General features: G+C 62.2%; 18 protein-coding genes and 1 pseudogene. 10 read left to right on the forward strand and 9 right to left on the reverse strand.

Annotated elements, in window-relative coordinates; genetic code table 11:
* The first annotated feature begins 10 nt into the window (after positions 1-10).
* Complete coding sequence (locus tag XH85_RS09615; protein WP_128931710.1) at positions 11-199, forward strand: DUF3606 domain-containing protein; 189 nt, start codon at positions 11-13, stop codon at positions 197-199.
* Between the two features lie 25 nt (positions 200-224).
* On the opposite strand, the gene XH85_RS09620 is transcribed toward XH85_RS09615, so the two are convergent.
* Positions 225-503 carry a hypothetical protein gene (locus XH85_RS09620; RefSeq protein ID WP_128931711.1) on the reverse strand — a complete coding sequence of 93 codons (279 nt, stop codon included), beginning with the start codon at positions 501-503 and terminating at the stop codon, positions 225-227.
* 1,321 nt (positions 504-1,824) lie between these two features.
* Between XH85_RS09620 and XH85_RS09625 the strand changes: the two are divergent.
* The 3 genes and pseudogenes from XH85_RS09625 to XH85_RS46185 form a co-directional block, all read left to right on the forward strand.
* Positions 1,825-2,562: pseudogene (locus XH85_RS09625) on the forward strand (ArdC family protein); the annotation flags it as partial.
* A 406-nt stretch (positions 2,563-2,968) separates the two neighbouring features.
* A complete protein-coding gene (locus XH85_RS09630) occupies positions 2,969-4,252 on the forward strand; it encodes a tyrosine-type recombinase/integrase (protein ID WP_245473917.1) in 1,284 nt (427 codons plus the stop codon).
* Positions 4,249-4,560 (forward strand): hypothetical protein, encoded by a 312-nt coding sequence (locus XH85_RS46185; protein ID WP_245473918.1) that lies wholly within the window; start codon positions 4,249-4,251, stop codon positions 4,558-4,560. The genes XH85_RS09630 and XH85_RS46185 overlap by 4 nt, the downstream gene beginning before the upstream one ends.
* Positions 4,561-4,675: 115 nt before the next feature.
* Here XH85_RS46185 and XH85_RS46190 read toward each other — a convergent pair whose 3' ends face one another.
* Positions 4,676-4,969 (reverse strand): hypothetical protein, encoded by a 294-nt coding sequence (locus XH85_RS46190; protein WP_245473919.1) that lies wholly within the window; start codon positions 4,967-4,969, stop codon positions 4,676-4,678.
* Between XH85_RS46190 and XH85_RS46195 the strand changes: the two genes are divergently transcribed.
* The 4 genes from XH85_RS46195 (at position 4,934) to XH85_RS09650 (ending at position 9,849) form a co-directional block, all read left to right on the forward strand.
* Positions 4,934-5,902: a hypothetical protein gene (locus tag XH85_RS46195; protein WP_245473921.1), complete on the forward strand. Its 969-nt coding sequence runs from the start codon at positions 4,934-4,936 to the stop codon at positions 5,900-5,902. The two genes, XH85_RS46190 and XH85_RS46195, sit on opposite strands and share 36 nt — an antisense overlap.
* Positions 5,903-6,222: 320 nt before the next feature.
* Positions 6,223-8,256, forward strand: a complete 2,034-nt coding sequence (locus XH85_RS09640; protein ID WP_245473924.1) for a hypothetical protein — start codon at positions 6,223-6,225, stop codon at positions 8,254-8,256.
* On the forward strand, positions 8,253-8,696 hold the full coding sequence (locus XH85_RS09645) for a hypothetical protein (protein ID WP_128931713.1): 444 nt from the start codon (positions 8,253-8,255) through the stop codon (positions 8,694-8,696). Before XH85_RS09640 ends, XH85_RS09645 begins: the two co-directional genes overlap by 4 nt.
* 220 nt (positions 8,697-8,916) lie before the next feature.
* The gene (locus XH85_RS09650) at positions 8,917-9,849 is read left to right on the forward strand and encodes an ArdC family protein (RefSeq protein WP_128931714.1); all 933 of its coding nucleotides are present in this window, start codon (positions 8,917-8,919) and stop codon (positions 9,847-9,849) included.
* Between the two features lie 56 nt (positions 9,850-9,905).
* Here XH85_RS09650 and XH85_RS09655 read toward each other — a convergent pair whose 3' ends face one another.
* From XH85_RS09655 to XH85_RS47815, 3 genes are all read right to left on the reverse strand, one after another.
* Positions 9,906-10,295, reverse strand: coding sequence for a response regulator (locus XH85_RS09655; protein WP_245473927.1), 390 nt, complete (start codon positions 10,293-10,295; stop codon positions 9,906-9,908).
* 319 nt (positions 10,296-10,614) lie between these two features.
* Positions 10,615-12,948 (reverse strand): AI-2E family transporter, encoded by a 2,334-nt coding sequence (locus XH85_RS09660; RefSeq protein ID WP_245474222.1) that lies wholly within the window; start codon positions 12,946-12,948, stop codon positions 10,615-10,617.
* A 485-nt stretch (positions 12,949-13,433) separates the two neighbouring features.
* Positions 13,434-13,688, reverse strand: a complete 255-nt coding sequence (locus XH85_RS47815) for a transposase (RefSeq protein ID WP_420837871.1) — start codon at positions 13,686-13,688, stop codon at positions 13,434-13,436.
* 325 nt (positions 13,689-14,013) lie between these two features.
* Here XH85_RS47815 and XH85_RS09670 point away from each other — a divergent pair, with 325 nt between their 5' ends.
* A complete protein-coding gene (locus XH85_RS09670; protein WP_128931715.1) occupies positions 14,014-14,262 on the forward strand; it encodes a hypothetical protein in 249 nt (82 codons plus the stop codon).
* Between the two features lie 464 nt (positions 14,263-14,726).
* A complete protein-coding gene (locus XH85_RS09675; RefSeq protein ID WP_128931716.1) occupies positions 14,727-14,930 on the forward strand; it encodes a CsbD family protein in 204 nt (67 codons plus the stop codon).
* A gap of 230 nt (positions 14,931-15,160) precedes the next feature.
* Here the strand turns inward: XH85_RS09675 and XH85_RS09680 are convergent, their stop codons facing one another.
* The 4 genes from XH85_RS09680 to XH85_RS09695 form a co-directional block, all read right to left on the reverse strand.
* Positions 15,161-16,087: a hypothetical protein gene (locus tag XH85_RS09680; protein ID WP_128931717.1), complete on the reverse strand. Its 927-nt coding sequence runs from the start codon at positions 16,085-16,087 to the stop codon at positions 15,161-15,163.
* A 153-nt stretch (positions 16,088-16,240) separates the two neighbouring features.
* Positions 16,241-16,738, reverse strand: coding sequence for a YciE/YciF ferroxidase family protein (locus XH85_RS09685; RefSeq protein WP_128937178.1), 498 nt, complete (start codon positions 16,736-16,738; stop codon positions 16,241-16,243).
* A gap of 457 nt (positions 16,739-17,195) precedes the next feature.
* Entirely contained in the window at positions 17,196-18,998 is a 1,803-nt protein-coding gene (locus tag XH85_RS09690; RefSeq protein ID WP_245473930.1) for a sensor histidine kinase, read from the reverse strand.
* 120 nt (positions 18,999-19,118) lie between these two features.
* Positions 19,119-19,658: a cupin domain-containing protein gene (locus XH85_RS09695; RefSeq protein WP_164940724.1), complete on the reverse strand. Its 540-nt coding sequence runs from the start codon at positions 19,656-19,658 to the stop codon at positions 19,119-19,121.
* Positions 19,659-19,741 lie beyond the last annotated feature (83 nt).

Below are 19,741 nucleotides of genomic sequence, written 5' to 3' on the forward strand. Positions count from 1 at the left end.
GGAGGTATCCATGGCGGCAGCGAAGAAGTCGAAGACGTCCCGCGGACGCAAGCAGGACCGGGCACGGGTGGCCGGCGGGCAGGACTACGAGGTGCAGTACGAGGCGAAGAAGACCGGAAGGTCGGCACCGGCGGTGAAAAAGGCTGTCAAAAAGGTCGGCAACGCGCGCAAGCGTGTGGAGAAACGGCTAGGCCGCTGAGTAGGAGACGGGCTGGCGTCGAAGCTTAGCGTCGGTCCTCCTCGTCAGGGGCGCATTCTGGGCAGCTATCACCAATCGAATCCAGCACGTCGCGAATTGCGGCCGCCGCTGCTTGAGGGGAGACGTCTGCTGGCGGGTCCTGACGGGCGATATCGAAGGCGCGCTCTCGTGCATGCGGATCGGCGCGGTCTTGCATCCAACCGTGCTCCTCACACTCGCGGATGGCACCGGCTTCATTCAGCACGTTGATCGCCCAACCGCGCAGGGTACGGATCGCCGGCGGTCTCTGCTTGGTCATCAGCATTGAAAGGTTCTCCCACGCTGAGACGAATCGTTTAGTCCCGCAGACGTTCCCTATCGCTAACACACGACTGGGATTCGGGATCGTGGGATCTCGTGGTTTTTCGAAGGCCGAATTTTCCGCCCGGCCAGGTGCTAGGGTGGGCAAGAACGAACTGAAGAAACCATTTCCGATACTTCAGACGTCCGAACTCAGGTGGTTGCTCCTTGTCAGATTAGCGCGTGCGGCGGTCGCCGCACCGGGCTCTCGTGAACCGAGCCGCGCAGCGTCTCGGCCTTACGGCTTCGATCCCTCGCGCACGAGCAAATCACGCCCTCGCGGGGCAGAAACGAAAAACCGGACCTTTATGCAGCAGCCACCTGCACAAAGGTCCGGCCTTATCTTAGCTTGCCGCGACACCAAACGGCTGCAAAGGACGCTTCATATCCTTTGGGAGGTCTCGCTCTTCATCCGGGTTTCGCCCCGGAGGCGGCAATATATCAGCAGCCGATATGACTACTTCTTTTTCTTTGAAGTCTTCTTTGCCACCTTCTTGGTAGCTGCCTTCGCGGTCTTCTTTGCCTTCTTCGCTTTCTTGGCCATGTCGTCCTCTGTAAGAATTGGCTCTCAGTGAACATGCCCACGCCGTGCATAGACATGCACACGAGTGAGAGGATATCACAAAAGCAAAATCGATACCAAGGAGACGTAAATCCGCATTGAGTCGCTCGCCGGAGGCACTCGCTCTCGGGTCCCGCCGTCATTGCATTCCGGCGTCGCTATCACTGCCCCGAGCTCGGGTGCCTCTTAGCCGGGTCTCGCGACCCTTAGTGGTCTCCGCTTCGCTCCGCCCACAGGCCTCTCTTCCATAATTGTGAGACTCTGTGAAAATGTCGGGCGGTTCTCGTATCATTGCCTGCATCACGTTCGCTCAGGTTTTGGCGCGTGCGGCCAGGGCCGCGCCGGGCTCTCGTGAACCGAGCCGCGCAGCGTCTCGGCCTTGCGGCTTCGATCCCTCGCGCTAGAGAGCTTTGGTGCTCCTCGCCGGGGGCACTCGGGAAAAGGGCTCGCCTGCGGCGATCGCTATCACTGCCCCGTTCCCGGGTGCCGCTATTGAACCGGTCTCGTCGCTGCACTCGGACCCGCGTGCCCCTTCGGGTCGCGATGCTCACGCTCTCCGGGTGCCATTTTCCGTTGCGGCGATGCGCCCTTGGGCGCACGCCTGATCGCGAATGAGGCCCTCGGTAGATGGCGCAAGGGCTGAGAGTAAGAGTGCAGGCTGGTTTTTCCGTGACGGGTTAGAAGTTGCGAGAGAGGCTCGCGGCGCCCGTCGCGGAGACCCGCGATGTCAAACACTACTGCTCGCGCGCGCGCCGGCCAGGACCGGGCAACCCTCTATAACGAAATTACCGACAAGATCATTGCCGAGCTTGAGGCCGGACGCGTCCCCTGGGTTCAGCCCTGGGGTACGTCCGCGGCGAAAGCGCCGCTGGCCATGCCGAAAAATGCGTCGACTAACCGGCAATACAGCGGCGTTAACATCCTCATACTCTGGGGCGCCGTGATTGAGCGCGGATTTGCCGGTCAAAGTTGGCTCACCTTCCGGCAGGCGCTCTCGCTTGGCGGCCACGTTCGAAAGGGAGAGCTCGGCACCACAGTTGTCTACGCGGATCGTTTTGTGCCGAATGACGAAAGGCGACGCGCCGCCGAGACCGGCGAAGATGCGCAGGCAATTCCATTCCTCAAACGATTCACCGTCTTCAACACCGATCAGTGCGAGGAGCTGCCCGACGAGATCGCAAACGCGGCGCCGCCACCGCCGGCCGGCCTAATTGAACCCACGGTCGACGCTCTGATCAAGGGCAGCGGAATTCCATTTCGGATTGGTGGAGATCGTGCATTCTATGCAATCGCCGAAGACTACGTGCAGGTCCCGCCGCCGCAGGCCTATTTCGAACCCATCAACTGGCACCGCACGGCCTTGCATGAACTGGGTCATGCAACTGGGCATCCCTCGCGCCTCAACCGCGACCAGAGCGGATCCTACGGTACGAAGAAGTATGCCTTCGAAGAACTGGTCGCCTTATCCTAACACTGTGATCCTGTCTCAGAATCAGGCATGGAGCGGCGTCACCGGTGTTGCGGTGGAGCTCTTCAGACGTCCGAGTCAAGCGTTCCCGCAGCGTAGCGAGGACAACGCTTGACGCGGCGGCGCCACCACAAGCTATTCAAAGGGGTGCAGGCGAAGTCCTGCAACCCTGCCACGCGGCGAGCGGGAGAGCGCGAGGGGAACCCCTCGCATCCTAAACAAAAAGAGTGCGCCGAAGGCGCTCCGCTTGGGTATGTGCGTGCAATTGTACTTTACGAACCTTGACGCGCTATCGCGTCCGCTTCCTTCTTCCATTGATGGCCTTGTAGTGAGCATCGTGCCCGGAGCGGTCGACGTTGCCGAGCGCGCCGGGCTGATCGACGGCATGCCGTTCATTTTGATGGATGACGGCAGCTACGATCTCCATCTCAATCGGTTCTTCCGCGCCTGCCCGGGTATGGGCGCGCGCTCGCCGAACACCTGGCGTTCGTACGCGCGGGACATTCTGGTCTGGGCTCGCTTTCTTTGCGAGCGGCGGGACGGCAAGACAGTGTGGCAGGCCGACCGCCATGACATTCTGGCGTTTCATCGGGCACGGCGGCTGTCGGCGGCTCCCTACCGCATCTCGGCATCGAGCTGGAATCGAGGCATCGCGGCGCTCGACAAGTTCTATCGGTGGGCCGTCGAAGAAGGGATCATGACGACCTCGCCCTTCAAGTACGTGGTGAGCCTGCACAGAAGGGCGGGGACGCACGCGTTGCTGGCTGTGGCGGCGAACCGCTCGCGCGAACGTGCCGCGCGACGGCACGATATGCGTTTCGTCGATCTTGGCAGCTATCTGCTGTTTCGCGACGTTGGCCTGCGCGGAAGGCTGCCTGACGGTGCCGAGGACCCGGCCTGGCGGGGCCGCAACAGCGAGCGCAACGCGCTGTTCGCCGAACTCCTGGTTACGACCGGTTTGCGGTTGTCCGAGGGCGGCGGTCTGTTGCTCGCCGATCTTCCGCGTACGTCGGACTCTGGCATGCGCTCGCTTCCGTTCGATCTTCCCGGGGCGGTCGCCAAGGGCGGACGGCCGCGCCGCATCCGTATCCCCCGCCGGGTCTTAAGGCTGATCAATGACTACATCGATCTTGAGCGCGCGATCTCGGTAGCCCGGCGAGAGCCGATGGTGTCCAATCCGCTTTGGTTAACGACGGATGGCGAGAAGGTTGTCGACACGATGGGCAAACGGGCTCGCCTCGACCGGCTGACGCCGGGTGAGCGCGGCCGTGTGCTGATCGGCACGCCCGGCAAGGCGCAGCATGCCCTGCTTTGGCTGACGGAAGGCGGTGAGCCTGTCTCGTCAGCAACCTGGGAAGCGGCCTTCCGCCGCGCCTGCGCGCGCTGCCGCCGTTTCGGCATCGACGTCGACGTGACGCCGCACACGCTGCGGCACACCTTCGCCGTCAACATGCTCTCCATGCTGATCCGTGAGCAGATCGGGATCGTGTTCGATCCGCAGGATCGGCATGGCGCAGCCTACCGCCGGATCCTTGGGGATCCGCTGCAGAAGCTCCAGCATCTGTTAGGCCACGCCAGCGTGACCAGTACCTACATCTATCTCGACAGTCTTGCCGAGGCGCAGGAGCTGGTCGACGCGGCCGCCGATCGCTGGGCCGAAGATGCCGCCGGTGACGCGCAATGACGAACCTGACAACTGCGCCGGTGCGGCGGCCTGGACGCCGCGCGCTGTTCCCCGAGGCATTGCCTGATCCCGAGGGCGAGGCCGCCACCGCCATCGCATCGCTCCGATTCACCGTCACCCTCTCGGATCGCAGTATCACGATCGATCTGACCATGCTGTCTGGCCGCAGGGTATTGGCCCAACCGCTTGCAGGCGCGCTCTGGCGCGCCTGTCAGGTCGGCGGCCCGGCCGGCTCGGTTTCGACCGCGGCGGCTTATGCCAACGCACTCAAGTTTCTTCTGGCGCTATCTCGATGCCGCGAATCCTAGTGTCACGCGCCTCTCAGATATGAGCGCAGGTTGCATCGACGGATTCGATGGGTGGATGGAGGAGAGCGGTCTGCACCCCAATCATCGGCTTCACCGCATGAGCAAGGTGCTCAATCTATTCCGGCTCGCCGAGGCCGCCGAGCCGGGGTGTCTGCCGCCCGATGCCTCGCGGCGGCTGATGTATACGAGCGACCGACCCGGGGTGCGCAACCGGCCACGCGATGCCTATGGCGATGATGTTGCCGCGGCACTGCGGAATGCTGCGCGCGCCGATCTCACCGCCCTGATCAGTCGCTTTGCCGAGACGGATCGTAGTCTGACGCTCGCGGATGCCGATCAGACCAAAGCCCTGTCGCTCGCGCATGAACGCGCGATGGCTGTGATCGACGCCGAAGGCGCCATCGGTCACCGGCACCCCGTCTTCAAGCGGCTCTACACACTTCGCCGCGAGAGTGGCTTGCCGAACGATCGCCTGATCCACGATCTGCACGGCCGCCGGCATTTGCTCGCCGCCGACCTCGTGCCGCTGATGGTCTTGCTCTCGCTCGATACCGGTCTGGAGATCGAAGCAATCAAGGACTTGCGGTCGGATTGCCTGAAGAACTCTGCGGGCGGCTATGTCGAGATCGAGTATTGCAAGCGGCGGTCGCGCGGTGCCGAGTGGAAGCGGTTGCGTGTACGCGATGGCGCCTCATCGACGCCGGGCGGCCTGATCCGCAAGGTGCTGCAGTGGACCGTGCCCGCGCGAAGCCGGCTTGCCACCGGCACGCTTTTGGCTCACTTCGCCTGGGGGCGGTTGACCCCGCGCGTCCTCGCCACGAAGGAACTTGTTGCCTCATGGACCGAGCGACACGGTATTCGCGACGAGGAGGGCAAGCCTCTCCGGCTCAATCTGACACGCCTCCGCAAGACGCACAAAGCAGCATGGTATCGGCGAACCGGCGGTCAGCTCGACCGCTTTGTGGTCGGCCACAGCGTGTCGGTTGCAGCCAATCACTACGCCGATATCCCCGCGCTTCGTCATATCCACGAAGCCACCATCGCTGATGCCATGGGGGACGCGCTCGACGCCGCCCTGCATCCGTGCGTCCTCTCATCGGGAGATGAGGCAGCCGTTCGAGCCGATCCGGACGAGGCCGTCGGTCTCCCGGTTTCTGGGCATGCGGCCGTCAACGCGCTGTTCAGCGGCCAACAGGATGTCTGGCTCGCTAGTTGCGGCGGTTTCCACAAGAGCCCGTTTGGCGCCGAAGGGGACGCTTGTCCGTCCCCATTCTGGGGCTGCCTCGAATGCAGTAACGCAGTCATCACCGCACGCAGCTGCCCGCGCTCCTGTCCTTTCTGAACTTTATCCGAGCGCAACGGCAGTCGCTCAACGAAGCCGACTGGATCACCAAGTTCGGCCGAGTTCATGGGCGGATCGCCGATCAGATTTTGCCGCGGTTCAGCGTAGCCGAGATCGAACAGGCAGGCCAGCTCGCAGCATCGGACCCGACGCTGATTTACCTGCCGCCCGAAGCTGGAGCACCATAATGTCTCCCGTTAACAGCGCTTTGTTACAGCCCGCATCGCTTCCGTCGGCCATCTATGGCGACGACGAGCCCGTGCTTGCCGGCATTCCGGTCAGGGAGGATGCGGATCGAGCGCAATTCCCACGCTTTGGCGATGACCACTGGGATTTTGGGAGTCGCCATTTTCCGGGTGAACGCCCGCTACAGCAATTACCGGCTCAATTTCGCCCGCATCGCGGACCCCCTGACCCGGCGGCTCGCCAAGGAGTATGTGCTCGCGCGGCTCCGCATCCATGTGCCCGGATACCGGGCGCCGTGTAGCGTGGCTTGGGCCATCCGGCTGCTGCGCTACATCCAGCATTTCGCGGCGTTCCTCACCGCGCACGTTGGCGCCGTCGATCTGCGCCGGATCGACCAGCCTGTCCTTGACGCCTATCTGGCACACGCCCGCGATGGTGGCCGGCGAACGCCGCACGAGACAGTGAAGTACGTCGAGGTCCCTATCGATCTGCATCATCTGTCGCCATGGCTGACGGAAGGCGGCATTGGCTTTCTGCCGTGGCGTGGGCGTGCGGCTCACCATGTTGCCAAGCGGCCGCCGGCACGGGCGGAGAATGCCACACCGCGCATTCCCGAACCGATCATCGGCGCCATCCTGCGCTGGTCGCTCAAATATGTCGATGTCTATGCGCCGGATATCCTCGCGGCACGAGCGGAGCTCGATGCCCTTGAAGCCCGTTGCGAGCAACTGATGGCACAGGATGCGCGGGCCGGGGGAGCAGTTGCCGGGACTTATCTCACCCGCACGATCAAATGGCTCGAGGCGCGCCGGATGGCCGGCCGAGGCGTGCCGATCTGGGAGCGCGCGCCCAATGTCGCCCGCCGCATCGACCCCCAAACTGGCGCCGAGACACCACCTTACAATCTTCAGCTGATACGCCTCCATGTCGGTGCGCGCGAGAGCGGCCGTATCAGCCAGTCCGAACCGACGGCACGGTTGATCGATCAGGCAGCGGCTGAGCTCGGGACCGAGGTTGGCGGTCTCGATACGCCGATCTCCATCGATCCGGACACCAGTCTGCCGTGGCGCCAACGCTTTGACGGCCTGAGCCTCGCCCGGGAGGAACGTATGCTGCAGGGCGCCTGCTACGTCATCTGCGCCTATCTCACTGGCATGCGCGACAGCGAGGTGCAGGCCATGCAGCCGGGCTGTGTGTCAGCGGAGCGCAGCGCCGATGGCTTGATCGAGCGCTACCGGGTGCGCAGCACGGTCTACAAGCGCCACGGCGCGCGCGGCGTGACGGCCGACTGGATCACGATCGAACCCGTCGCCCGCGCCGTCGCGGTGATGGAGATCCTTTCGGCGCGCAATCGTCGGGAGAAGGGACTATCGTCCCTATGGGTGGCGCTAAAGGACTGGCCCTGGAGCGCTGATCATCTCGGCATCGGCGCGACGCCGACACTGAACCTGTTCCGCGAAGGTCTCGATGCACGCTGTGGCGACGAACCAGTCATTCCTCGAATCGCGGACGAGCCCTGGAAGTTCACGACCCGCCAGCTTCGCCGCACGATCGCGTGGTACATCGCCAACCGGCCGTTCGGCACCATCGCAGGCAAGATCCAGTACAAGCATGCCTCGATCGCCATGTTCGAGGGATATGCCGGCTCGCCCAATGGCGATTTTCGCTTGGCGGTCGAGCGTGAACGTGCGCTCGGCCAGTTCGACGATATCGTCGCGCATTATGAAGCTTTCCGTCGCGATGACGGTCCGGCCGGACCGGGCGCCACGCGACTGCGACGTGAGTTTGCTCGCGTGCAGGACGAGCTTGGCGATCTGCCTGGCCGGATCATGGACCGCAAGCGGCTGCGCACCATGCTCGCCCATCTCGGCCGAACCTTGCATGTGGGCTTTCTCAACGACTGCCTGTTCGACGCTGCGACCGCGCTGTGCCTCGCAGCCGCGCCGGATTCTGAACGGGCCGCGCCAGCCCTGTCGCGATGCAGCCCAGACCGTTGCCCCAACGCTTGCCTGACCGCGCGCCACCTCGAACCATGGCGGGCCTCGATCGCCGAGGGGGAAGCTTTGCTCAGCGACGGTCGCTTGTCGCCGTTGCAACGCGCAGCCATCACGCAGGACAACGAACGCAAGCGCCGGCTCATTGCACCTCTGATGGATGGTGGCGCATGACCGCACCGATTGGTTCGAAGAGCGAGGCGGCGCTGCGGGCGGCGATGGCACGATTGCTTGACGGTCGACCCGAGCGCACCGACGGCGCACTCACCGTCGCCAACCTGGCGCGTGAGGCCGGTGTCAGCCGGGCCACCGCGAACCGTGCCGCCGATCTTCTCGCCGAGTTTCGTGTCGCCGAAGCCCACCAGCGGCGATCATCTCCCCACGCCTTGAAGCAGCGCATCCGCACCCTCGAGGCCGAGCTCAGAGCCGTGCGCGGCGCCGAGATGGCCGAGCTGCGCACACTTAGCCGCACGCTTGCCCAGCACATCCAGATGCTGACGTTGCAGGTCGCCGAACGCGATGCGCAGATCACGCGCTTGCAGGATGAACTGGCCCAATCGCCTCAGGCCAACGTCATTCCGTTGCGGCGCTTACCTCGCGACGGCGCAGGCTGAGAGCCGCGCAAATCGCAGCATGGTCCTGCGGCGGCCGCTCGCATGGTCACGGTCTCCTGTGCTCGCCCGTCGAGGCAGGGGCTCGGGTTTGTGGCAGACGCTGCCGACCCGTCAACCCTGTTCCGCACCAGCGACCGAGAACAGGGTGTGACGGGTCGGCCTGCCGCGTCTGCCCCTGATGCCTCGCCCTCGACGGAGAGGGCGAGCACAGGAGACACCCATGAGCACGGATCGCAACCGCCCGACCCAAGCCAGCAAGGATATCTACGAGCGCGTCACCAACCAGATCATCGCCGCCATCGAGGCCGGCGCCGGCGAGTACCGGATGCCCTGGCACCACGACGGATCATCCATCACGACGCCCGTCAATGTCGCCTCACGCAAGGCTTATCGCGGCGTCAACGTCATCGCGCTCTGGGCTGCTGCGCAAGAGAGCGGTTATCCCAGCGGCACCTGGGGCACGTATCGCCAATGGCACGAACTTGGCGCTCAGGTTCGCAAGGGCGAGCGCGGCCAACTGGTGGTGTTCTGGAAGCAGGCCGATCGCGACCGCGACACCGATCGTCAGGACGGCGATGGGGATCGCGACGAACCGGCACGCCGCATGTTTGCCCGCGGCTACACAGTCTTTAATAGCGCGCAGGTTGACGGCTACACGCCGCCTGAGATGCCGGTGTTGCCGGAGACCGAACGCATCGCACACGCCGAGCGCTTCTGTGCCGCCCTCGGCATCGATATTCGGCACGGCGGCTCGCAGCCGTGCTACATGCCATCCAAGGACATCGTGGAGATGCCGGCATTCGCCAGCTTTCGCGACGCCATCGCCTACTACGCCGTCTTGCTCCACGAGTGCGGGCACGCCTCCGGCGCCAAGCATCGCCTCGATCGCGATCTCACCGGACGGTTCGGCTCGGCCGCCTATGCCATGGAGGAATGCACCGTCGAGTTGCTCAGCGCCATGATCTGCGCCGACCTCAATCTGAGCGTCGAGCCGCGACCGGATCACGCCCGCTATATCGCCTCCTGGGTCGACGTGCTGCGCTCCGACAAGCGCGCCATCTTCACGGCCGCGAGCAAAGCGCAGCAGATTGCCGATTGGATGCACGCCCAGCAGGGCAACGCCCATCAAGACGACGACAGCGGCGCCGCGTAGGCGTGACGAACCAACGGGTGGCATTCGAATGAAAGAGGCCGCCAACTGCGGCGGCCTTACGTTGTCGGCGCCGACCCGACGTTGAGGAGATTCGACAGAGCGGTGACCAACTGCGTTGGTGCAAAGGGCTTCGAGATGAGGATACTATTAGGAACGCCGTGCGCGGTCCATTCTGCGGCCGAATAGGCCGTTATGTAGATGACCGGAAAGCCAGCTTCTTTTTCCCTGATGCGCCGTGCGACTTCCCAACCGTTCAAGCCGTCACCCAGGTTCACGTCGGTGATCAGCGCCTTGTAAGTTTTAGCGTTGTCCATAAAGCTGGCCAGCGCAGTGTCTCCTGACGGGAAACTGTCGCCAGCAAAGCCGGCGCCGGTCAGTATCTCCTCCACATCGCGCCGCAGAAGATACTCGTCCTCGACGACGAGGATTAAAGGCACCTCGTTCACGCTCCCTCCAACGCGCATGGAGTCACACGCCCTCAACTGGAGAAACAGACGTTCGGTTTTCAATTGTCCAAGAGTGAACATAGCGAGTTAGGATACCGCTGACGTTAAACTAGGACATGGAGGATCAATACGCACAACCGGCCGCCGTGAGAACGGATTGGCAACTCGAGAACCTTTCCTGAACTCAACCGCGATGCCGACTGAATGTTTGTTGGGAGTCACTTGCGCTGGAATGGTGGTACGTTCATCGCACTGTTTTGACAGGGTAGCCTCGTCGGGAAATGTCACCTTTGGATTGGCGTAGGCTACGGGGCACCGGCTACCCGACTGTTGCCGATGAGGCAGCAGGCGCAGATTTCACCGACGCTTCGTCCTCCGCATCACTCGTTGTAATGGTGGCTACGACATCGGCGGCCATCGTCTCAAGCAGCTGAACCTCGTTTTCCTCCATCGTGCGGGGTTCGCAGTCGAGAACGCATAACGCTCCAATTATCAGACCGTCGCCTGCACGTAGCGGAGCGCCGGCGTAAAAGCGTACGTTCCATTGCTCGATCGTTTTGCTGTCGGCAAAGCGCGGGTCGCGCTCGATATCCGAAACCACCAGCGTCTCGTCGTTGGCTACTACGTAGTTGCAAATCGCGTGTTCGCGCTCCATCGGTAGCAGCGTGCCTGTATCGTCGGTGATGGCATCTGGCAATTTCCCGCTTTGTCCGACGAAGTATTCGTGGTCCTTATCGATCGTGGTGATCACGGCAACGCCGGTGTTGAATACGTCGGCCGCACGTTTGGCGAGTGCATCCAGCGCTTCACGCTTATCACCTTCCAGGACCCCGGTCGCCTTGAGTGCGTTGACACGCTCTGCGTCGTTGTCCGGCACAGGGGCTTGCTGAGCTGCCTTGGCCTCATCGGGGTCGATGATGCGGTGGATGCGACGAACTGCCTCCTCGACCGAAGTCACGACAGCATCGGCTTTGAGCGCTGCAAGGGATTCGTCGGTCAACAGCTCCGGCGGAGCCTTCCATAGCGCAAGGACGATTCGCAAATTCGGCCATCGTCTTCGCAGACGCCGGCAGGCGTGGCGAGCGGGGATGGCTGGATTCGGCGTAAAGTAACTGAGGCAGACAATGTCCGCGCCCTTCAGGTCGAGCTTGGCCAGATAATCGGCATTGACGCTTGCAGCGGGTTGGGAAGCTGCGGCGATCCCTTCGAAAGCGAGCGCATGGGCGAGCATCTCGCCGGCGAGGGCATCGATCTCCCATTTCCCTCCGATGCACAGCACCGTTGGCTTTCCCTCTGGACTGAGGGAAGAGGGGTATTCATCTCTCAGATCGTCGAGGAGCGTATCCATTCCGCTTGCCAGGCGCAGGCGGTGCTCGGCGCTGGCATTCTGGAGATACTCCTCGCTTGCGAGACCAAGGACCTCGATGCCGATTGCATCGTAGAATGATACGACCGAAGACCTCTCGATCTCGGTGCTTGCGATCTCGACAGCTTCGTCGGCATCATTTGCAATCAGCCGCTGATAGATGCGGGCCGGAACATCCAGTGCAGGCGTCGAGCCTAGCATGGTTTCGAGGAAGCGCAGTTGTGGCAGGTTACGCCCGAGGACTAGCAGACAAACCGTGAGAGGGGTGGAGAGGATGAGCCCCACGGGACCCCAAAGCGCTGTCCACAATATTGCCGCGGCGATCAGCGCGATTGCCGACAGGCCGGTGCTGGAACCATAGAGCAGCGGCTCGACAATGTTGTTGCTTGTCAATTCGAGGACGACAATCAGCGCAACTGTCCAAAGCAACATGCTCCAGCCGCTATCGACGGCAAAGGCGAGCGCGATTGGAAAGATCGCAGCAATCAGTGGGCCGACATAGGGGACGAACCGCATGACCGCGCCCACGGCCCCCCATAGCAAGGCACCGGGTACGCCGATGATCCAGAGGCCGGCGGCTAGCGGTATTGCGTAACTGACGTTTACGAGCAACTGCATCAGAAGGTATCGGCTGATACGTGCGCCAGCTTCCTGAATCGTATCGGTCGAGCGATGGAAGCTGCCTCCCAAAAGCCGTAGAAACCGGTCGCGAAGATCGCCGATATCAAGCAGCGCCAGAAAGACGAAGATCAAAATGATGCCGACGGTGGCCAGAGGTTCCGCTGAACGCACAAACCAGGAAAATACCTGCTCGAACGGCGTTTGCGGTGTGGGAACGATCTCGACGCGCTGTGGGAGGGGACCATCCGCAGGTCTATCTTCCTTTGCCTCGACCTCTTTCTGGACGCGTTCAAACGTTTTCAAAACGCCGTCGAACAAGCCCGGTGCTTTGAGATTCCGACGCAGATCCGACAGCTTCGTCAGTATTGTCGATTGATAGGCCGGCAATTCGACCGCGATCGAACGGACCTGGGCGCCGAGAATGACGCCTAGTCCCACCAGCGCACACACAACGGTCACCATGACGAGGCTTGTCGCGAGCAGTCTGGGCAGGCCTCGCCGGACAAACCAGATAACCGGCGGGTTCAGCGCGAAAGTGATCAGGAAGGCGATCGCGAGCGGAATGAGTATATCTCGGCCGTAATGCAGGCCAGCAAGGAGGATCGCGGCTGTGACCAAGGCGGCCGCAATTCTCACAATATCCAGATCGCGAGACGTGGCCGGCAATCCGCGGACCCGACCTGATCGAGACGTTGGGGCTGTAGGCAAGTTAGGCATTTTGCTCCGCCTCACACGAAACGTGGACGGGCTCGGCAAGTTCCGTTGTGCTGTTCGTCCCGCGAGTCGGCGACAAATCGTCGACCTCACGTGCGACTGGATCACACGCGTTCCGCAAGATAGCGATCGAATCGACAAGTTCCGCGCCGGGCAGCCATCTGGCGGGTATGCTTCAGAAATCCGACAGCTTACGCTTGGTGCGATAGTGGCAACGACCAGTGACGCTTCCCTGCGATAGAGGCGGCATCCTGCCAACTCGCGACAGCGATGCCGAGCAAGAAGGCTACCAAGAGCGAGGCCAGTGGAGCTTCTCGCGCAATGTTGCTGAGAATACAAATACGGCCAGTCGCCTTCGATCGGGCGGGCGAGGAGAGCCTTCACCTTGTCGTCGATCGCAACGCAGAGCCGGCCCACTTGGCTCTTGCAGATCCGGCTCATCCCATCGCCTGCACCAGATCGTCGACCGAGCGGGTCGAGACGATCACGGCGGTCAACGCCTTCTTGGCCATCCGCGGCGGCTCCAGGAAACCCGCGAAGTAGGAGCCCTTGCGCAGCCTGGACTCCGCAGTTCGACCGCGCCGGCGCGGGTCCCCGAAGGTCCGGTCACGGTAGCCGTTGCGCTGCGTCAGACGCTCCTGGCTCTTCTCGACGTAGGACGCTCCGGTCAGCCCGGCGACCTCCAGCTCCATCAGTCACTGGGCGGCAAAGCCGATCATCTATCGTAGGAGGTCGGCGTCTAGGGCCTTCTCCACGAGCGCGCGAAGGTTCATCATCTCGTCGGCATCGGTGGTTCCTCGAATCAGGTTGGTGTCGGCAACCCGGTCCTACCGGCGAATTGCCGGTGACCACCGCAAAGCCGCCCGGCCGTTATGGCGCTATTGGAGAGCGCGCGGGCGGACCGTTTCGAAGGCTATCGTTTCTTCCAGTGTTCGCTGCAGGAGTTCGGCAGAACCAGAGTTCGCTAGCGCGAGAACGCAAGGAGGCGCGACGTGAGCGCGGCGGTGCGCTGGGTCCATGATGCGCCATATCGCGCGCCCGGCGCATACGCGCGAGGTCCATCTCTTCTGGCGGACGAGCGAGCTGTCGGCCTATGGTGTCGACGCCACCCATGATGACGGTCAGCAGATTGTTGAAATCGTGTGCCACACCGCCGGTAAGCTGTCCCACGACTTCATCTTCGACCGTGCCACAGCGCTTCCTTCGTTTTCATGCCCTGCGCGACTTCTTCCGCGACTCGGTCTTCCGGGTGCGTTCAGCTCGTGAAGAGCGCCGCTCGCGGCGGTGGCCTTGCGCCGGGCGTCGAGCAGCTCCCGGTTCATAGCGCCGCCGGTCGACGGCGTTAAAAACAGTGATCCGGATGAAGCGCAGGCCGCCGCGCCTCTCGGCTGCATTGACAAGTACCGGCAAGCGACTCTTTGAGGCACGAGGATCTCGATCGCTATTTCATTGAAGTGGCCCTGCATCCGCGGAGCGAAATGCCGTGGTAGATGCGGCCGGATCGAAGCTGGCGTCAGCAAAAGGCCAATCGAGCGCATCCACGCGCTGCGAGGCTATTCGACGGTCACGCTGCCTGTCTACGGGGCGCTCTGTCGAGCATAGGCTCATTCAAATCGCTCACATCGTAGCGTTCATCCTGGCCGAAAAGCGGAGCGAGCGATCGAACGCAAGCGCCTCTCTCGCGTTATCAATCGGCAATAAACCTTCGAACCGAACCATAGGAGCGAGCGATGGACTGGAACCGTGTTGAGGGAAATTGGAAGCAGGTCAAGGGTAAGGTAAAAGAAAAGTGGGGTCAGCTCACGGACGACGATCTTGATCAGATCGCGGGTCGCCAGGACCAACTTGAGGGCAAGATCCAAGAGCGTTATGGAGTCGCGAAGGATCAAGTTCGCCAAGATGTCGAGGAATGGTACGGCTCGCAGAAGTGGTGACGCGCACTAGTTCCAAGCTGTCTGCATACCCGGCCACAGAGGTGAGTGGGCTGCGCGTGACAAGCTCTCACGCGCAGCCCAGATCTCGCCGCAAAATCCTCCTCGGCAGGCTCAGCCCGCGGCCGCGCCTCCGCCATTCCCGCCGTATGAGTCGGCTTTCGTCGCTGCTAGGCAAGATGATCGGCCGATAAGCCCGGCCTGCCCTCGCGGGCCGGCCCGCTTGACCGCTTTTAACGACGCGCCGTGAGATAGGTCGCTTCGTCATCGTCACGCTGTCTGCCACCCAGCGCGGCGGCCACACTGGCGATGAACGCTCCAATGATCAGGGATAGAGCTCCGAGCAGCGCGAAGGTTGCGCTCGCCTTTCGTGCCTCGTCGGCCGCTTGCCGCGCCTTGACCTTGGCGGCTTGCACTTGCGCCAGCACGGCATCGACGCGGGCTCTCGCTTCGGGCTGCGGTAATCCTGTGCGCGCCGCAACAAGCTGCCCAAGATAATCCTTGTCGTCGGCAGACACTTCACTCGCCGCGGCGCTTGCAATCAGGATGCGAGAGGCCTGCGCGGCCGCAGCGGCGTCGCCACCAGCACCCGGTGCCGACAGACGGGCGGGATCGGTTGGTCGGAGCAGCGCGTCGACGAAATAGGACATCGCATTCGACGCTCCTTCCGACCCGGTATTGCCGGTCGCAGTCGTGCCGGCGGAAGCGCCCATGGCCGCACCGGATGCGACGGTCGAGGCTGCCTGGACGCCTCTGCCGACCATAGCGGATAGGGCGGAGCCGAGAACCGCTGCCACCAACAGCGTTGCGAGCGCCCACACCAAGAAGCCATGCGCGGTATCCCGAAAGAAGGTCTCATCCGTGTGGATGCTGACCCATTTGGTGCGCAGGCGCCCGGACAGATAGCCACCCGCGCCCGAGGATAACCATTGAACGACAATCAGCCAAATTGCTGTGGAGGCGGCGAAGGTCGTGACACTCGCGCCCTCGTTCGACCACGGGGACACCATCGTCAGGCCAAGGCCGGAGCCCAGGAGCATCAGAATCAGCGTGAGCGTTGACGCAGCGAACGCGCCAGCAACAATCGGTCCCCAGCTGACAGCCGACGGCGACGATTCGGTTGAAGCCATAGTGTCTGTTGCAGATTGGGTTGTTGCCATGGCTTCCCCTTACCGCATGAACAGCGCGAGCAGGATGATGATCGGAATGGGAACACCCAACAGCCAGAGCAGAATGCCACGACCCATGATGATCTCCTTTCGAATGATATTTGCTGAAGAGAAAGCCACCGGCGTTGCCGGGTGGCTTCGAGTTCAGGCAGCTTTCGCCAATTCGTTGGCGGATGCGTCCGCCAACTCCGTCAGCGCCTCGTCCGTGTTGGATTCTTGCTCCAACGTCTCGTCGAGCAGCTTGACGGCGTCTTTCAAGCGCAGAACCTCCGCCCATCGCTTGAGCGTGCCGTAGCGCGTGATCTCGTAGTGCTCGACCGCCTGCGCGGAAGAAATCAGTCCGGCGTCGATCGCGGGCGTACCCTTGAAGCTTTCGATGATCTCCTCGCCCTCGGCGATGATTCCTTCGATTGCGTCGCAGGTCTTGCCTTGGGCCCGCTTGCCCATCAGTTCGAACACCTGCTGCAGGCGGTCGATCTGGCCTTCTGTCTCGTCCTTGTGCTTTTCGAATGCCACCTTCAGCTCAGGCGATGAAGCGGCGCGGGCCATCTTCGGAAGGGCTTTCAGGATCTTTCTTTCCGCGTAGTAGATGTCCTTGAGCGTGTCGTGGAAGAGGTCCTCCAGTGTCTTTTCTTTCGTCATGGAATGTTCCCTTGTGCGCGGCGAGTTACGCTGTTGTGAGAGTTGCTCATTTATCAAGCGTGCTGCTAGAGAAAGGTTCCTGACTCGTCGTTCAAGCAAGCCGATTCCTGTCCAGCGCTAAGACGTTTCTGATCGAAAGCCTGCATTTGGAATATGGCGCCAGTCGGCCTGCAATCGGGTCGCGGAATCGAAAGGCGGCCCACGACTAACCGTCGCCGGCCCAACTGCCGCGCGGAAACGCTCAGGAGATGTGGCTTCCGCCAACCGATCGTGGATACATCGGGAGTGTCGCCACTTCGACGCCGACGGTCGGAAACGGCAAGCCCAGATATGCTGTGTGATCTACCGCATAGCGCTCCTAACTAAGGGATACGAATCCCTTCGAATGAAGGATTGACTTCTCGTGACCATTACTGATCTCGTTCGTGAACGGCGACATTTCAGTCCTGCTCGGCGATCACTCGCGCAATTTGGCCCGTGGCACGGTCAGCCGAATCTCCAGTCCATTGCTCGTGAAGTCCCGAGAAAAACTGCCGTTAAGGGCGGTGGTTGCTGCCCGTGCGAGGCAACTGCCGAAACCTTCACGCGCCGATTCTCCCGCAGGCGAAACCACTCCAGCTTCACGCCAGGTAATGCAAAAGTCATGCTCCCGTTCAAAGCATTCGATCCGCACTTGGCCGGATGGATCTACCAGAGCTCCATATTTGAGCGCGTTTGTCGCGAACTCATGAAGGAGCAAAGCAAGGTTCGTAACGGCGCTACGCCCGAGTTGAATGTCCGGGCCAGATACGGCAATCCGGCGTTCGGACGTCCCCTCATGGTCATAAGGCTCTGTCACCTCGGCCATGAGCGTATGAAGGGTCGTAATCTGGTGAGCGTCGGTCTCTGCCCCTGATAGCGTCAACGAATGAGCTCGACTAAGCGCCAAGAACTTGCCCCGGAGGTCAGAGACCAGATCCGGAACGGACGTAGCGCCGCGAGCGCTCAGATTGACTAGGCCTCCAGCCAACGCGAAGAGGTTTTTCACGCGGTGATTCATCTCCCCGAGCAACAGATTCTTCTGCTCCTCGGCGCGCCGCCGGTCCGAAATATCCCGTGCGATCTTCGAAGCGCCAACGACGTTCCCGCTCGAATCCAGTATGGGTGAGACTGACAGCGAGATGTCAACGAGACTGCCGTCCTTCCTCCGGCGGATCGTCTCGTAGTGCTCAATGCGTTCGCCGCGCCGAATGCGACTGAGAATTGCCGGCTCTTCGTCCTGCCGATCGCACGGAATGAGGATCGTCACGGGCTTGCCAATGACTTCATGCTCACAATACCCGAAGAGGCGTTGGGCGCCGCCATTCCAGCTGGTGATGATGCCATTTGTGTCCTTGGAGATGATCGCATCGTCGGAAGATTCAATGATTGCAGCCAATCGCTGGCTGGCGAGCTCAGCCGATTTGCGCCCACTAATGTTCACGAGCATGTTTACAGCGCCAACCAGCTCGCCGACTTCGTCAAATAGGGGCGTCGGGTAGGCTAGGAACGGGATGCGTGTTCCATCGGGTCGCTCCGCCGCTGCCTCTTGGCCATTGATTGCTCTTCGCTCCTTCAGGGCGACCGCCATGGGACATTGATCATGCGGAAGGGGCGTTCCATCGGGCCAGTAGAGCTTCCACGAGCCGCAAAACTCACTGCGGTGTAGCTCGGGCCGCACCCCCCATAGCTCGGCGGCGGTTTCGTTGTAGAAGGTGATCCTGCCTTCCGGGTCGGTCGTGTAGATCGCCGCCGGAAGAGACTTCAGGATCGCCTCGAGATCCGCCACATGATCGGCTGCTTGTCCACGGTCCCGACCTGGGAATCCGCAGTCACGGAAGACGCTTACCGCGCCCGTCACTCGGCCGCGGACATTCCGCAGTACCTCGACATTCACCAGCGCCATAATGCGGCTGCCATCGGGACGTTCGATCTGGATACGTTCATCCCGGAAGCCTCGACCGGTCGCAAGGGCGATGGCCATGGGACATTCCGCGGACGGGATATGCGTGCCGCCCAGGTCTAGCAGGCGGTACGAACCGCAGAACCGTTCGGCGTGCTCGCCCAGCCGCGGTTTGCGCCCCCACAAAGCGGCGGCCGCACGATTGTAGCGAAGGATAAAGCCGGCAGCGTCGCAAGCGTATACGCCAATAGGAAGGCTATCCAATAAAACGCCATCGTCGAGCTCATCGGGCAGCGAGCTCACAAAATTAAACGAACGTGCCGTATCAAGCGTGGACATCTCTTCCTCCGTGTCAGCTTATGCAAGCGTTACAATTACCGGGAGGCGTCTGCTTCTCTTGAGAGGAGGCAGAGGCTTGCCCGGCCAGGTTAGTCTGACGAGCAGCGGTGTTCGGCATGTTCAGCACAGGACGTCCTTGGTGCTGGTGACGAGAACGCAGGTACAGCCGGTTTCGCTCCAGACGCGTTGATCGCTCGCTCCTGGGGCACCGTAGTTGTAGTCGCCCGGCGAGAGCTTGCGTTCGTCGATCCACAGTTCGCCGTCGAGAAGATGCAGCTCTTCCGCGCCGGCATGGGTATGTGCTGGGTAGCTCGCACCAGGCGCGAGACGCACAAGCATGCTGACCCGGTGTCTCTCAATGTCTGTCGCAAGCAGCTTGCAATCGATCCCTGGTGCGACCTGCTGCCATTGCGGCTCGGACCGCTGCCGCGGCGACGGCGGCACGGGCGGCCTGCCGGTCTCCTCGGCAATACGAAGCGCCAAGCGCGCCTGCAGCGATGCGGAGGGACACAGCACATCGGTGGGCCAGGAGACAAACCGATCGACCACCGGACGCAGTGCCTCGAGTTCCCGCTGGCAGTCCGGGCACGAGGCGATGTGGGCTTCGGCCGTGGCAATCTCGCTCGCAGGCAGGGCCTGCAGTGCGTAGACACACGTCATCTCGCTCTGTGGGCACCGGATCGGGCTTGGACTCATACCCGCAATACGTCAGGCGCAAACTTCTGGATTGGCCCGAACTGCTG

This window comes from Bradyrhizobium zhanjiangense, from assembly GCF_004114935.1.
Classification (GTDB): domain Bacteria; phylum Pseudomonadota; class Alphaproteobacteria; order Rhizobiales; family Xanthobacteraceae; genus Bradyrhizobium; species Bradyrhizobium zhanjiangense.